10 protein-coding genes and 1 pseudogene are annotated in these 15,302 nt (G+C 70.9%); 3 read left to right on the forward strand and 8 right to left on the reverse strand.

The features are described 5' to 3' along the window. Window positions 1-34: 34 nt before the first annotated feature. Window positions 35-1,675 carry an ABC-F family ATP-binding cassette domain-containing protein gene (locus tag AB0N07_RS26185; RefSeq protein ID WP_365839024.1) on the reverse strand — a complete coding sequence of 547 codons (1,641 nt, stop codon included), beginning with the start codon at window positions 1,673-1,675 and terminating at the stop codon, window positions 35-37. Window positions 1,676-1,711: 36 nt separating this feature from the next. Continuing rightward, complete coding sequence (locus tag AB0N07_RS26190; RefSeq protein ID WP_365839026.1) at window positions 1,712-2,743, reverse strand: oxidoreductase; 1,032 nt, start codon at window positions 2,741-2,743, stop codon at window positions 1,712-1,714. Between the two features lie 66 nt (window positions 2,744-2,809). Between AB0N07_RS26190 and AB0N07_RS26195 the strand changes: the two genes are divergently transcribed. Continuing rightward, entirely contained in the window at window positions 2,810-3,766 is a 957-nt protein-coding gene (locus AB0N07_RS26195; protein ID WP_365839028.1) for an FAD-dependent oxidoreductase, read from the forward strand. A 45-nt stretch (window positions 3,767-3,811) separates the two neighbouring features. Here AB0N07_RS26195 and AB0N07_RS26200 read toward each other — a convergent pair whose 3' ends face one another. Next, on the reverse strand, window positions 3,812-5,761 hold the full coding sequence (locus AB0N07_RS26200) for a Xaa-Pro dipeptidyl-peptidase (RefSeq protein WP_365839030.1): 1,950 nt from the start codon (window positions 5,759-5,761) through the stop codon (window positions 3,812-3,814). 196 nt (window positions 5,762-5,957) lie between these two features. Here AB0N07_RS26200 and AB0N07_RS26205 point away from each other — a divergent pair, with 196 nt between their 5' ends. Then, a complete protein-coding gene (locus AB0N07_RS26205; protein ID WP_365839032.1) occupies window positions 5,958-7,466 on the forward strand; it encodes a M1 family metallopeptidase in 1,509 nt (502 codons plus the stop codon). A gap of 75 nt (window positions 7,467-7,541) precedes the next feature. On the opposite strand, the gene AB0N07_RS26210 is transcribed toward AB0N07_RS26205, so the two are convergent. From AB0N07_RS26210 to AB0N07_RS26220, 3 genes and pseudogenes are all read right to left on the reverse strand, one after another. Further along, complete coding sequence (locus tag AB0N07_RS26210) at window positions 7,542-8,462, reverse strand: PfkB family carbohydrate kinase (protein WP_365839034.1); 921 nt, start codon at window positions 8,460-8,462, stop codon at window positions 7,542-7,544. After that, window positions 8,452-8,752: pseudogene (locus AB0N07_RS26215) on the reverse strand (hypothetical protein). The gene AB0N07_RS26210 and the pseudogene AB0N07_RS26215 overlap by 11 nt, the downstream one beginning before the upstream one ends. Window positions 8,753-8,765: 13 nt before the next feature. Continuing rightward, the gene (locus tag AB0N07_RS26220; protein WP_365839036.1) at window positions 8,766-10,232 is read right to left on the reverse strand and encodes an amino acid permease; all 1,467 of its coding nucleotides are present in this window, start codon (window positions 10,230-10,232) and stop codon (window positions 8,766-8,768) included. 220 nt (window positions 10,233-10,452) lie between these two features. On the opposite strand from AB0N07_RS26220, the gene AB0N07_RS26225 reads away from it, so the two are divergent. Beyond that, window positions 10,453-11,217 (forward strand): MerR family transcriptional regulator, encoded by a 765-nt coding sequence (locus AB0N07_RS26225; RefSeq protein ID WP_365839038.1) that lies wholly within the window; start codon window positions 10,453-10,455, stop codon window positions 11,215-11,217. A gap of 32 nt (window positions 11,218-11,249) precedes the next feature. Here AB0N07_RS26225 and AB0N07_RS26230 read toward each other — a convergent pair whose 3' ends face one another. After that, on the reverse strand, window positions 11,250-12,878 hold the full coding sequence (locus AB0N07_RS26230) for a thiamine pyrophosphate-binding protein (protein ID WP_365839040.1): 1,629 nt from the start codon (window positions 12,876-12,878) through the stop codon (window positions 11,250-11,252). 238 nt (window positions 12,879-13,116) lie between these two features. Beyond that, a complete protein-coding gene (locus AB0N07_RS26235; protein ID WP_365839042.1) occupies window positions 13,117-15,291 on the reverse strand; it encodes a 3-hydroxyacyl-CoA dehydrogenase NAD-binding domain-containing protein in 2,175 nt (724 codons plus the stop codon). Window positions 15,292-15,302 lie beyond the last annotated feature (11 nt).

A 15,302-nucleotide genomic window follows, 5' to 3' on the forward strand; every position in this document is an offset into this window, starting at 1 on the left:
GACTGCGCGACCAGCCACGATCGACGGCGCAGCGTCAGCGCTCCGTGACTTTTCCGTCCGCCACCTCGAGCCGGCGGTTCACATGGACCGCGTCCAGCATGCGGCGGTCGTGGGTGACCAGGAGGAGCGTGCCCTCGTAGGCGTCGAGGGCCGACTCCAACTGTTCGATGGCCGGCAGGTCGAGGTGGTTGGTCGGCTCGTCGAGGACGAGCAGGTTGACGCCCCGGCCCTGCAGCAGTGCCAGGGCGGCGCGTGTGCGTTCGCCCGGGGAGAGGGTCGCCGCCGGGCGCAGCACGTGATCGGACTTCAGCCCGAACTTGGCCAGCAGGGTGCGCACCTCGACCGGCTCGGTGTCCGGGACTGCGGCGCAGAACGCGTCCAGCAGGGCCTCCGGGCCGTGGAACAGCTTGCGGGCCTGGTCGACCTCGCCGACCAGGACGCCGGAGCCGAGACTCGCATGGCCCGCGTCCAGGGGGATCCGGCCGAGCAGAGCGCCCAGCAGGGTCGACTTGCCGGCACCGTTCGCCCCGGTCACCGCCACCCGGTCCGCCCAGTCGATCTGCAGGGAGACCGGGCCGAAGGTGAAGTCGCCGCGCCGTACCTCCGCGTCCCGCAGGGTGGCCACGACGGCGCCCGAGCGCGGGGCCGACGCGATCTCCATGCGCAACTCCCACTCCTTGCGGGGTTCGTCGACCACGTCGAGCCGCTCGATCATGCGCTGGGTCTGCCGGGCCTTCGCGGCCTGTTTCTCGCTGGCCTCGCTGCGGAACTTGCGGCCGATCTTGTCGTTGTCGTTGCTCGCCTTGCGGCGGGCGTTCTTGACGCCCTTGTCCATCCAGGAGCGCTGCATCTGGGCCCGGTCCTGGAGGGCCGCGCGCTTGTCGGCGTACTCCTCGTAGTCCTCGCGGGCGTGCCGGCGGGCGACGTCCCGTTCCTCCAGGTAGGCCTCGTAGCCACCGCCGTACAAGGTGATCTGCTGCTGGGCCAGATCGAGTTCGAGCACCTTGGTCACGGTGCGGGTGAGGAACTCGCGGTCGTGGCTGACGACGACGGCGCCCGCGCGCAGGCTCTTCACGAAGCGTTCCAGGCGCTCCAGGCCGTCCAGGTCGAGGTCGTTGGTCGGCTCGTCGAGGAGGAAGACGTCGTAGCGGGACAGGAGCAGGGAGGCGAGTCCGGCGCGGGCCGCCTGGCCGCCGGACAGGGACGTCATCGGCTGGTCCAGGTCCACGGCCAGGCCCAGGGAGTCGGCGACCTCCTCGGCCCGCTCGTCCAGGTCGGCGCCGCCCAGGTCGAGCCAGCGCTCCAGGCTGGTCGCGTACGCGTCGTCGGCGCCGGGTGCGCCGTCGACCAGGGCCTGCGTGGCCTCGTCCATCACACGCTGCGCCTCGGCGACACCGGTACGACGGGCGAGGAACTCCCGGACCGTCTCGCCGGGGCGCCGCTCCGGCTCCTGCGGGAGGTGGCCGACGGTCGCGGTCGGCGGGGAGAGCCTGAGCTCCCCCTGCTCCGGCGCGAGCAGCCCGGCGAGGATCCTGAGCAGGGTGGACTTGCCCGCGCCGTTGGCGCCGACCAGCCCGATCACGTCTCCGGGCGCGACGACGAGGTCGAGTCCGGAGAAGAGGGAGCGGTCGCCGTGGCCGGCGGCGAGGTTCTTGGCGACGAGGGTGGCAGTCATCAGGGCGCCGATTTTAGCCGCCGTATCGCCCCGGCCTCAGCGCGCCATCGCCTCCACCAGCACGCTCCCCGCCGTCCGGGCCACCACGAACGACTCTCCCTTCACCGCCTTGGAGTCCAGGGCGATGCGGTGGCGGCCCGGTTCGAGGACGCCGTCGAAGACCTCGTGGGTGTGGGTGCGGTAGAGGCGGTCGAGGTGGTACGCGGTGAGGCGGACCCGGCAGGGTGAGGTGACCTCGACGCCCGCCTCGCCGTCGGCCGCCACCAGGCCGGTCAGACGGCGCTGCTGCGCCGGGCTGCGGTCCAGGGCGTGTTCGATCTGGGCCACCAGGAGCGGCACGATCGGGGCGAGGCCCTCGACGTACGCCACGTCGACGCCTGCCTGCTCGAAGGAGCGGCGTACGGCGGTGCGTTCCTCCTGGGTGATGGCGCGGCCGAAGGCGACGGCGCCGTAGGCACGCAGTTCGTCGGCGGGGACGCCGTTGGCGTCGTGGGCGATGTCCGCGCCGATGCCGATGGTGCGCAGGGCGGCGGCGAGCTTGGCGAGCAGGGCGACGCGGGCGCCGATGAGCAGGACCCGGCGGCGGGTGCCCGGGGCCTCGCCGTCGAGGAGGGCGGCCAGCGCCTGGCGGTACTCGGCGCCCTGGAAGCGGAAGGGGCCGATGCCGTGGTAGCCGTTGAGTTCGAGGTCGGCGTGTTCGTCGGTCTGCCAGGCGAAGTCCCGCCAGATGTAGTCCTCTCCTCCTTGGCCTCCCCGCTCGATGATCGCGGTGACCGCGCCGCAGGCCAGGTCCGCGCACTCGGGGCAGCCGTAGATGACGTATCGGCCGTCCGGAAGCGGCGGGTCCGCCTCCAGGAGGAGGCTGCGGACCTGTTCGGTGAAGATCGCGGGTGGGATGTCGGAGGCGAGCGGGGAGACGGCGTCGAGGTCGGAGAGCTGGAACAGCAGCGGACGTCCGTCGACGATGAAGTCCACGAAGTCCCGGTGCACTTGGTAGTCACCGTTGGCGAGGACTCCACCGGCACGCATCGCCGGTGCCAGGCCGAAGGTCGCGTATTCGGCAGACATGCTGTGAGTATTCCCACAGTGCGAGCTGTCTGAGCACGGCATGACACATTCCGCTAACGTCCCCGCGTGGACAGCGCGCGGAACAACGATGTCATCGTGGTGGGCGCCGGGGTCATAGGGCTGACCACGGCCGTCGTCCTCGCCGAGCGCGGCGTACGGGTGCGGGTGTGGACGCGGGATCCCGTGGCCGCGACCACCTCGGCGGTTGCCGGCGCGCTGTGGTGGCCGTACCGGATCGAGCCGGTCGCGCGGGCGCGCGCCTGGGCACTGCAATCGCTCGATGTGTACGAGGAGTTGGCGACGCGGCCCGGGTCGACCGGCGTACGCATGGTCGAAGGGGTACTCGGCGAGGCGGATCTCGACCGGGCCGAGGCCTGGGCGGCCGCGCGGGTGCCCGGACTGCGGGCCGCGACGGCGGCGGAGTACGCCGGGAGCGGGCTGTGGGCGCGGCTGCCGCTCATCGACATGTCGACTCATCTGCCGTGGCTGCGGGAGCGGTTGGTGAAGGCGGGTGGGGTGGTCGAGGAGCGTACGGTCGCCGGCTTCGCGGAGGCGGACGCGCAGGTGGTCGTCAACTGCACCGGGCTGGGGGCGCGTTCGCTCGTGCCGGATGCGTCCGTGCGTCCCGTGAGCGGGCAGTTGGTGGTCGTGGAGAACCCGGGCATCCGGACGTGGCTCACTTCCACCGGTGCGGACGGGGAGATGGCTTATTTCTTTCCGCAGCCCGGACGGCTGTTGCTGGGCGGCACGGCGGATGAGGATGCCTGGTCGCTGGAGCCGGATCCGGCGGTGGCCTCGGCGATCGTACGGCGGTGTACCGCTTTGCGGCCCGAGATCGCGGGGGCGCGGGTGCTGGAGCACCGGGTTGGGCTGCGGCCCGTGCGGGATGCGGTGCGGCTTGAGCGTGAGGTGCTGCCCGGTGGGCGGGTGTTGGTGCACAACTATGGGCATGGCGGGGCCGGTGTGACCGTGGCCTGGGGGTGTGCGGAGGAGGCGGCCGGGCTGGCTTGCCCGGCCGCCTAGCGCTCCGCCAACGGTGTGAGTTGTAGGGGACTTTGCGCAGCCCGCTCAGCCGATGGGCACGCGGAGTGCAGTGCCCGGATCGCGTACGCCCTTGAGCTGTGTGGCCGCAGGTACTGCCGACGGCTTGCCGGAGGTGGCACGGGCGAATGCTGACGCGCCGCCGACCAGCGGGACGTCGGCCGAGGTGTGGGTGAGGTCCAGGGTGAGGGTCGGCTTGTCGGCCGGGGGGTCGATGAGGTCCTTGTCGGTGCCCGCGACGATCAGGGCGAGGCGGTGGCCGGCCGGGACGACGTGGTCGGTGGCCGCGAGGTCCAGGGTGATGGTGTACGCCTTGCCCGGGGTGAGCGGGACGCCCTTGCGGGCGGAGGCGTAGTTGCCGAGGTCGGCCCAGCCGCGGCTGAACACCGTGTAGTCGACGGCGGTCTTCTTGGCCTCGGTGGCCTTGAAGCAGGCGCTGTCGCCCGCCGTGCTCGCACCCCAGCAGGTGCGGTCGGTGAGGGTGGTGATGCCCTCCGCGGAGTCGGCGTAGTCGCGGATGGTGTCGGGGCCGAGGTCCACGAGGACGGCGGACAGGTGGGCCGTCCTGGTGGTCGGGGTCGCGGTGACGGTGACCTTGGAGGAGCCGGACAGGCGCAGGTCGTGGGTGAGGGGCTTGGTGACGAAGCCGGCCTTGTCGGGGGTCGACGTGTCGATCTTCGCGGCCCAGTCGGTCTCGCTCAGCTGCGGGTTGTCGGTGAAGGTCTCGGTGCCGTCGCCCTTGGTGAGGCCGAGGGTTCCGACGCCCGCCCGGGTGCCCTGGTCGGGGCGCAGGGTCGTGCTGCGGGTGCCGCTCGGGGGCCAGGACTGCGAGGTCACCCACTGGTCGGGGTGGCGCTCGATGTCGGCCATCGGCTGGCGGTCGATGCCATTGTCATAGCCGAGGAGTTCGTGGTCGAACCAGCGGTGCAGGGTGTCGACCCAGGCGGCGCGGCGGAAGTCGAAGGGGTCGACGTGGCCGGTCTGGGAGAGCCAGATCTTGCGCTCGACGCCGTTCTTGGCGAGGGCATCCCACCACTGGCCGAAGTTCTTGGTGCGGACGTTGAGGTCCTGCATGCCGTGCACGAGGAAGACACTGGCCCGCACCTTGCTCGCGTTCCTGACGTAGTCGCGCTCGGTCCAGAACGGCGTCCAGTCGCCGGTGCGCGGGGCCCCGTCGACGATCTTCTGCTGGACTGCGGCGCACTTGGCCTGCGCGTCGGGGCTGTCGACGTAGTTCGAGAGCCAGTCGGGGCCGGAGTCGTAGAGCGGGGCGCCCTTGGCGAAGAAGTAGTCGTACCAGGAGGAGATGGCGCTGATCGGGACGACGGTCTTGAGGCCCTTGACGCCGGTCGCGGCGACGCCGTTGGCGATCGTGCCGTCCCAGCTCTTGCCGATCATGCCGGTCTTCCCGTTGGTCCAGGTCGCCTTCGCGGTCGTGGTACCGGTGCGGGTCGTGTACGCCTTGGCCCTGCCGTTCAGCCAGTCGACCACGGCCTTCGCGGACTGGATGTCGCTGCGGCCGCCTACGTCGACGCAGCCGTCGGAGCGGTTGGTGCCGGCGAGGTCGACGCCGACGAAGGCGTAGCCGCGGGGCACGAAGTAGTTGTCGTAGAACAGCGGCATCTGGACGACGTTGCCGTTCGCGTCGTACGTCTTCTTCTGGCTCTCGTTGCCGCGGCCGCAGCAGGAGTAGTAGGGGCTGGCGTCCATGATGACCGGAACCCTGCGGCCCTGCTGGGCGGGTTCGCGGGGGCGGACGATGTCGACGGCGACCCGGTCGGCCTTGCCGTCGCCGTCGCCGTCGAGTCCGGTGTCAACCCATACGGCCTCGCGGATGGCGTTGTCGTAGGAGTAGACGGGGCGGCTCTCCTGCGGGGCACTGTGAGCCGCCGCGGGGGTGAGGAACGCTGCCATAAGGGCGGCGACGGCCGCCGCTGCGAGCGGTCTCCAGGTCGTGAAGCGCATGCGTATGGGCATGCGCGGACGGTACAACGGTCAACTCCCGTACAGAAGAGTGCAATCGGACGCCTGCGAGGTCCTTGAGGAAGCAGGGGCGGCTGCTCATGTCGGCCGAATGGCGATCGTGTGACGCGTGGGGCCATGGACATGCCCGGGGACACAGGGACTGAATAGGCTCCGAAAAGACCTCGTACTCCTACGACTTGGAGCTTTCGTGCACCGCAGAATCATCACGCCGGGCGCACTCGCTGCCGCGTCGCTGATGCTGGCGATCCCGGCGTCGGCCGCGAGCTACTCCCCCGGCGCACCGGGCATCGGCGACCCCTACTACCCGGCCTACGGCAACGGCGGATACGACGTCTCCCACTACGACCTGAGGCTCCAATACCAGCCCGCCACCGACGAGTTGGCAGGTACCGCGACGATTCTGGCCAAGACGACACAGGATCTGTCGAGCTTCGACCTCGACTTCCTGCTCGACGTCAGCGAGGTGCGGGTCAACGGCGTCAAGGCGTCCTTCGCGACCTCGGGCCAGCACGAGCTGGTGGTGACGCCGAAGACGCCGCTGGTCAAGGACACGCCGATCACCGTGGTGGTCCGCTACAGCGGAGTGCCGTCCACCAAGAGCGCGTACGGCTTCAACACCTGGCACCGTACGCCGGACGGGGCGGTCGCGGCGGACGAGCCCGAGGCGGCCTGGTGGTGGTTCCCGAGCAACGACCATCCGCTGGACAAGGCGACCTACGACGTGTCGGTGGCCGTGCCGGACGGCACCCAGGCCATCTCCAACGGCACGCTGCAGTCGACGAGTTCCAAGCTGGGCTGGACCCGCTACAACTGGCGGGAGAACAAGCCGCAGGCGACCTATCTGGCCACGCTGGCGGTCGGCAAGTTCGACATCACGACCAGCACCTCCGAGGGCGGTGTGCCGGTCGTCAACGCCTACAGCAAGGACCTCGGCGACAACGACGCGGCCGCGCGGGCGAGCGTGGAGCGCACCGGGGAGCTCGTGGACTGGCTGAGCGGCTACTTCGGGCCGTATCCCTTCAGCTCGGCCGGCGGATACGTGCCCAACACGACCACCGGGTACGCGTTGGAGACGCAGACCCGCGTGTACTACAGCCCGAAGCAGTTCGCGAACGGCTCCAACACCTCGGTGGTCGTGCACGAGCTGGCACACCAGTGGTACGGCGACAGTGTGTCCTTGAAGGGCTGGAAGGACATCTGGATCAACGAGGGCTTCGCACGGTACGCGCAGTGGCTGTGGTCCGAGCACGAGGGCGAGGGCACGACGCAGCAGCTCGCCGACTACGTGTACGCCTCGCACCCGGCGGACGACGCGTTCTGGACGGTCAAGCCGGGCGACCCCGGTCCTGACAACCAGTTCGACATCGCTGTCTACGACCGGGGGGCGCTGGCGGTGCAGGCGCTGCGGAACGCAGTCGGCGATGACGCGTTCTTCGCCATTCTGAAGGGGTGGCCGCGGGACCACGCGTACGGGAACGCGTCCGTCGCCGACTTCCAGGCCTACGCCGAGAAGGTCTCCGGGAAATCGTTGGGCGCGCTGTTCGACGCATGGCTGTTCCAGCCGTCGAAGCCGGCCGCGGCGGCGGCGCGTTCCGCGTCGATCGCGAAGTCGGCGGCGGCTCCTGTGCAGCCGAAGTCGTGGAAGAAGATCGAGGCGACGAACGACGTGCACGGGCACGGGCACGGCGAGCGGTAGGGCGTAAGACGGCGGGGCGGTCCTTCATCCCTCGGCACCGGTCGAGGTGGGGGCCGCCCCGCCAGGGCCCCTGCGCTAAGGCCCGGGCTCCGTCTCGGCCACCAGCGCGAGCAGTGCCTCGCGGCTGATCGCCTCCGTCTCCGTCGACGGGATCGTACAGGCGTGGGCGCCGGCGATGGTGCCGTACAGGGCGCAGCGCTGTGGGGTTTCGCGGTTCAGCCAGCCGTGGAGGAAGGCCGCGGCGAAGGCGTCGCCTGCGCCGTTGGAGTCCACCACCGGGGCGGGCGGTGCGACGGGCGGTACGTGGGTCAGCTCTTCGTCGGCCAGGAGGTACGCGCCCTTGGCACCGGCCGTGGCGACGACGACCTCGGCCCGGCCGCGGTCGGCGATACGGCGCATGGTCCGCTCGGGGTCGGCCAGGGACGCGGCGGACAGGAACACCACGTCCGCCGCGAAGGCGAACGGTTCGTGGTAGGGGTTCGTGCCGTCCCAGTCGTGCAGGTCCGTGGAGATGGTGGCGCCCGAGTCGCGCAGGAGTGGCAGCGCATCGGCGCAGGGCTGGGTGATGGCGACGTGCGCGTGGCGGCTCGCCGCCGCCAGGGCGCGGACCGTGTCCTCCGGGAAGCGGTCCTCGCCCTGTGTGCGGCTCACGTCATACAGCGACAGGCGTCTGCCGTCGGGGCCGACCAGGTTGACCGCGCGTTTGGTGCCTGCGGGGTGGGGGACGGCGGTGAGCGCGATGCCGTTGTCCTCGTGCAGGGCGCGGACGAGGTCGCCCTCGGGGTCGTCACCGAGCATGTCGAGGTGATGGACGCGCAGGCCGAGCGCGGCGAGCCCCAGTGCGACGAAGTCGCCGGTCTGCCCGGCACGGGTCCGGATCCCGCGCTCGATCATGTAACTGTCGGCGTACGGCAGCGGCAGCGGCAGCTCCGGCACATACACGATGGTGTCCACGCCGGCGCCGCCCAGCACGGGGACGTCGGTGTCACGGCTCAACTCTGGCCTCCCCGTGGTCGTAGACGGTGACCTGCACGCCCCGTTTCACAAGCCGCTCGGTGACCAGCGGTTCGATGCGGGACCACTTGCCGCCGGCCAGACCGCAGCCTATCCGGGGCATGTGGACGGAGGCGCCCAGTTCCAGGGCCGTACGGCTCGACCTGGACGAACTGGGCCGCGCCGAGCCCGAAGTCGTTCGCCGCGCGGTCCCGGTGCCAGGCTCGGTACGCCGCCTCCGGCTCGGGCCAGCGGCGTGACACGGCCAGGACGAAGCCCTTTCCCCTTGACAGTGGCCCTGGCCTGCTACTTCGTCAGTTCGGTCAGTTCCTGGTCGCCGTTGCGTACGACCCTGCGGCGTACCGCGAACCAGCCGGCGATCAGCATGGCGGCGATCACCGGGATGAGGAGGAGGGTCTTGCGGCCGACCTCGGGGTCGTTCCACATCAGGGCGAGTACGGCGAGCAGGAAGGCGATCGTGGTGATCTCCGTGACCGGGCTGCCGGGGAGGCGGAAGGACGGGCGGGTGACCAGGCCGGCCTTGGCGCGGCGGACGAAGACCAGGTGGCAGATCATGATGATCACCCAGGTCGAGACGATGCCGAGAGAGGCCACGTTCAGCACGATCTCGAAGGCCTGGCTCGGCATCAGGTAGTTGAGGCCGACGCCGAGCACGCACACCGCGCAGGTGAGCAGGATGCCGCCGTAGGGGACCTGGCTGCGGTTCATGCGCGCCGTGAACCTGGGGGCCGAGCCCGCCGTCGCCATCGAGCGCAGGATGCGGCCCGTCGAGTACAGGCCCGAGTTCAGCGAGGACATCGCGGCCGTCAGGACCACCAGGTTCATCACGTCGCCCGCCGCCGGAATGCCGATCTTCGACAGGACCGTGACGAAGGGGCTCTCGTCCGCCGAGTACACCGAACCCGGGAGCAGCAGGGCCAGCAGGACGACCGAGCCGACGTAGAAGAGGCCCACCCGCCACATGATGGAGTTCACCGCGCGCGGGACGACCTTCTCCGGCTCGGCGGTCTCGCCCGCGGCGACGCCGACCAGTTCCAGCGCGGCGTACGCGAAGATCACGCCCTGCATGACGAGGACGACCGGCATCAGGCCGTGCGGGAAGACACCGCCGTGGTCGTCGATCACGGACAGCCCGGGCGTGTGTCCGCCGACCTCGTGCCGGGTGGCCAGCAGGAAGATGCCGATCAGCATGAAACCGACGAGCGTGGCGACCTTGATGATCGCGAACCAGAACTCCATCTCGCCGAAGATCTTCACCGAGATCAGGTTCACCGCGAGCACGACGGCCAGCGCGACCAGGGCGAGCACCCACTGCGGGATGCTCGTGAACATGCTCCAGTAGTGCGTGTACAGCGCGATCGCCGTGATGTCGGCGATTCCGGTCGTCGACCAGTTCAGGAAGTACATCCAGCCGGCGACGTACGCCCCCTTCTCGCCGAGGAACTCGCGTGCGTACGACACGAAGGAACCGGAGGAGGGGCGGTAGAGGACCAGTTCGCCCAGCGCCCGGACGACGAAGAAGGCGAAGATCCCGCACACCAGGTAGGCGAGTGCGAGGGCCGGGCCCGCGTTGTGCAGGCGGCCGCCGGCGCCCAGGAAGAGGCCGGTGCCGATGGCGCCGCCGATGGCGATCATGTTGACGTGGCGGGCCTTGAGGTCCTTGCTGTAGCCGGCGTCTCCCGCGTCCGCGGGCGCCTGGGCCGCGTCGGTCCGGGTGGCGGCCTGTGCCGTGTCCACGGCGTCCTTGCTCACAGGTGGTTCCACTCTCTGGTGCGCTCGAGCGGGTCGCGCTCGGGTGTCCGGACGTACTCGGTCGGCGCTCTTCGGTGGAAGACGCAGACCAACGCGGCACCTTCCCCCAGGTGGCGGCGCGCATGCGATGGCATAGATCACACAGCGGTACTTCTCACAAGCCTCACGGGCCCCTCGTACCGGGTTTCGCAGTACTGGTGTGACAGCGATACTGCTGCACATGACGACCGACACCGACAGCGACCCGGACAGCGACCCCGCGGAGCCGACGCTCACGATCGACGAACTGGCAGCGCGGGCCGGCGTCACGGTCCGCACGGTCCGGTTCTACGGCACCAAGGGGCTGCTGCCGCCGCCGGTGATCGGTCCGCGCCGGGTGGGCCGCTACGGGCAGCAGCACGTGGCCCGGCTGGCGCTGATCGAGGAACTGCAGCACCAGGGCATGACGCTGGCGGCGATCGAGCGCTACATGGCGCAGCTGCCGCCAGGTCTCAGCCACCGCGACCTGGCGATCCACCGGGCCGTGGTGGCGTCCTGGGCGCCGGACACCGTGGAGACCGTGAGCGCGGTGGAGCTGCGGCGCCGGGCGGGGCGGCCGCTGACCGAGGACGAGGTCGAGCGGCTGTGCGCCATGAATGTGATCCGGCGCGACGGGGAGTCGTACCGCGTCGACTCCGGCCTGCTCCGGCTCGCCGTGCAGCTCCTCGACGTACCGCTGTCCGAGGAGGCGATCCTCGCGGCGCGCAGGGTGCTGATCGAGCACTCGCGGGCCGCCGCGCACGAGCTGTCCCAGCTGTTCCGGGGCGAGGTGTCCCAGCGGGCGGAGCAGGACGTGAAGTCGCTGTCCGCGCACATGCAGCCCATCGTGGTGCAGGCGCTGCTGACGACCTTCCAGCGGTCGCTGAAGGAGGAGGTGCACCAGTGGCTGGACGCCTCACTCGGTCTCCCAGAGGAAGGCGTCGCAGGGGAAGGCCGAGCCATCTGACACGTTGAGCGTCTGGGGCACGGAGCGGTACGTCACTGCCGCAGGGGCACGTCGACCAGCAGCGGGCCCGTCAACTCACCCGCCTCTGCGACCAGTTCACGCAGGTGGTCCGCGCTGTCCGCACGTACCGCGTCGACCCCGAAGAAGCGCGCCGCCTGAGTGAAGTCCAGTGGCCCCAGCTCCGTGCCGGGGCAGACGCCCCGGTTGCCCATGGCCCCGTAGGTGTCCTGGACGGTCTGGTAGACGCCGTTGTTCATCACCACGAACAGGACGGGGACGTTCTGGCGGGCGGCGCTCCACAGGCCCTGGAGGCCGAACAGGGTGCAGCCGTCGCCCAGGACGGCGACGACCCGGCGGCCGGGTTCGGCGAGGGCGCGGCCGACCGCGGCGCCGATGCCCCAGCCGAGGCCGCCGCCGACGGTGTGCGTGTAGCTGCCGGGGCGGTCGAGGCGGACGAAGCGGCGGAGCAACAGGCCCACGGTGATGGCCTCTTCGACGACCACGGCGTCGGTCGGCAACCCACGGGCCACGGCGTGGGCGGCGGCCCACGGCGCGAGCGGTGCCGGGGAGTAGGCGGCACGGGCGGCGGACTCGGCGCGCTCGCGTTCGGCGGTGTGCCGTTCGCCGGCGCGCAGGATGCGGGCCTTGGCGGTGTGGGCGGGCACACGGTCGGGCAGCAGCTCGGCGAGGCGGCGCAGGGAGGGGCCGAGGGCACCCACGAGCCCGGCGGTGGCGGGGAAGTTGCGGCCGATCTCGTGCGGGTCCGAATCCAGCTGGACGACGGTGAGACCGGGCGGCAGCGCGGGCCCGGGGGTGTAGTGGTGGGGCGTGAAGGCGTGCGCCCCGGCGATCAGCACGGTGTCGTATGCGGCCAGGGCCTCGCGGATGGCGTCGTGGCGGGGCGGCAGCATCCCGGCGTGGAGGGGGTGTGCGGTGGGGAAGTCGAGGCAGTCGGCCATTGGCTGGTGGTGGACCACCGCACCGCACGCCTCCGCCGTGCGCACGAGCGCGGCGACGGCGTCCTCGCGGCCCACGCCGTCCCCGGCGACGATCGCGGGGCGGGCCGCGGCGCCGAGCAGGTGGGCCGCGCGCTCGATGCCGGGGGCCGGTCCCGGCGGGGGTGTGGGGGTGCGGGGCGGGACTTCGACCTCGGTGTCCTCGCCGAGCAGATCCATGGGCACGGACACGAACACCGGTCCGGCGGGCGGTCGTACGGCCAGGGCGAAGGCGCGGCGCAGGGCGAGCGGGAGGTCGTGGGCGTGCTGGACGTCGTACGTGGCTTTCACCGCGGGGGCCGCCAGGCCGATGAGGTCGCCGGAGAGCATGGGGTCCTGCTCTGGGTGGCGGCGGTCCTGCTGGCCTGCCGTGACGACGAGGGGGGTGCGGGAGCGGCGGGCGTTGAGCAGGCCGATCAGGCCGTTGGCGAGGCCGGCGGCGATGTGCAGGCTGACGAAGGCGGGGCGGGCGGTGCCGCGGGCGTAGCCGTCGGCCATGGCGACGACGGAGCCCTCGTGGACGCCGAGGACGTACTCGGGGGCGTCGTGGGTGTCCGCCAGGGCGGCGAGGAAGGGGAGTTCGGTGGTGCCGGGGTTGCCGAAGACGCGGTCCACGCCCTCGCCGCGCAGGATCTCCAGCAGGGCGTGGGCTGGGCGGTGTCCCATGGGGGCTCCTCGGGGGGCGGCGGCCGTGCGAGCCTTTCGCGGCCCAGCGTGCGGGGCGCATGCCGCGGGCGGCAAGGGGGTCGTGTTGCTCAGCGAGGCTGGATTTGGCTCAGCCACCTCAGCCCGTCCGGCATTTGAGGACGAGGCCGTTCAGGCCGAAGCGGGGGCCTGGGGGCGGCGGCCCCCAGGGACGGGACGGGTAGGGGCGGCGGGGGCGAAACACCCTCCGCCGCAGGGGTCACGCGTCCGCGAACCGCTCCCCCTTCTCCGCCTTCTCCACCAGCAGCGCAGGCGGCGTGAACCGCTCCCCGTAGCGGTCCGCCAGCTCACGTGCGCGTGCCACGAAGCCCGGCAGGCCACCCTCGTAGCCGTTGATGTACTGCAGGACACCACCCGTCCAACCCGGGAACCCGATCCCGAAGATGGACCCGATGTTCGCGTCGGCCACCGACGTCAGAACCCCCTCCTCCACCAGCTTCACCGTGTCGAGCGCCTCGGAGAAGAGCATCCGCTCCTGCATGTCCCGGAACGGAATCTCATGCCCCGGCTTCGTGAAGTGCTCGCGCAACCCGGGCCACAGCCCCGCCCGCTTGCCAGCCTCGTCGTAGTCGTAGAAACCCGCTCCCCCGCTGCGTCCCGAGCGCCCGAACTCGTCGACCATGCGGTCGATGACCGCCTCGGCCGGGTGCGTGGGCCAGGTGCCGCCCGCCTCCTCCACGGCCCGCTTCGACTCGTTGCGGATCTTCCGCGGGAGCGTGAGCGTCAGCTCGTCCATCAGGGAGAGGACCTTGGCCGGGTAGCCCGCCTGCGCCGCCGCCTGCTCGACGGACGCGGGCTCGATGCCCTCGCCGACCATCGCGACGCCCTCGTTGATGAAGTGGCCGATCACCCGGGAGGTGAAGAAGCCGCGCGAGTCGTTGACGACGATCGGGGTCTTCTTGATCTGGCGGACCAGGTCGAAGGCGCGCGCCAGGGCCTCCTCGCCCGTCCGCTCGCCCTTGATGATCTCCACGAGCGGCATCTTGTCGACGGGCGAGAAGAAGTGCAGACCGATGAAGTCCGACTGGCGCTCCACGCCCTCGGCCAGCGCGGTGATCGGGAGGGTGGAGGTGTTGGAGCACAGCAGCGCGTCCGGCTCGACGATGTGCTGGATCTCCTGGAAGACCTTGTGCTTGAGCTCGGGGTTTTCGAACACGGCCTCGATGACCGCGTCGCAGCCGGCCACGTCCTGCGGGTTCGCCGTCGGCGTGATCCGGGCGAGCAGCGCGTCCGCCTTCTCCTGCGTCGTACGGCCCCGGGAGACCGCCTTCGCGCACAGCTTCTCGGAGTAGCCCCTGCCCTTGACGGCAGCCTCGAGCGACACGTCCTTGAGGACCACCTCGATGCCCGCACGGGCGCATGAGTACGCGATGCCCGCGCCCATCATCCCGGCGCCCAGCACGGCCACCTTTCGGACCGGACGCGACTCGATGCCCTGGGGGCGGTTGGCGCCGGAGTTGACGGCCTGGAGGTCGAAGAAGAAGGCCTGGATCATGTTCTTGGACGTCTGGCCGGCGGCCAGCTCCACGAAGTACCGCGCCTCGATGATCTGCGCGGTCTCGAAGTCGACCTGGGAGCCCTCGACCGCCGCGGCGAGGATGTTGCGCGGCGCCGGGTAGGGGGCGCCGTTCGTCTGCTTGCGCAGGCTTGCCGGGAAGGCGGGCAGGTTGGCCGCGAACTTGGGGTTGGCGGGGGTGCCGCCCGGGATGCGGTAGCCGGGCCTGTCCCAGGGCTGCTGCGACTCGGGGTTGGCGTCGATGAATGCGTGGGCCTTGGCGAGCAACTCGTCCTGGGTGGCGGCCACTTCGTCGACCAGGCCGTTCTGCAGGGCGCGCTGCGCGTTGTACTGGGTGCCCTGCAGCAACACCTTCAGCAGCGCGTCGGCGATGCCCAGCAGGCGTACGGTGCGCACGACGCCACCGCCGCCGGGGAGCAGGCCGAGGGTGGCCTCCGGGCAGCCGATCTTCGTGCCGGAGGTGTCGAGCGCGACCCGGTGGTGGCAGGCGAGGGCGATCTCGTAGCCGCCGCCCAGGGCCGCGCCGTTGATCGCGGCGACGACCGGCTTGCCGAGGGTTTCGATGCGGCGCAGGTTGCGCTTGATCGCCATGCCGCCGTCGAAGAGGTCCTGCGCGGTCTCCGGGGTGACCCGGATGAGGTCGCGCAGGTCGCCGCCGGCGAAGAAGGTCTTCTTGGCGGAGGTGAAGATGATGCCGCGGATGGAGTCCTTCTCGGCCTCCAGCCGGTCGGTGATCACGGCGAGGGAGTCGCGGAACGCCTGGTTCATGGTGTTCGCGGACTGGTTCGGGTCGTCGAGGACGAGGGTGACGACACCGGTGCGGTCCTGCTCCCAGCGGATGGTGGTGCTCTGCGTCATGACGGGGGTCT

The organism is Streptomyces sp. NPDC051172 (assembly GCF_040682555.1).
GTDB lineage: Bacteria > Actinomycetota > Actinomycetes > Streptomycetales > Streptomycetaceae > Streptomyces.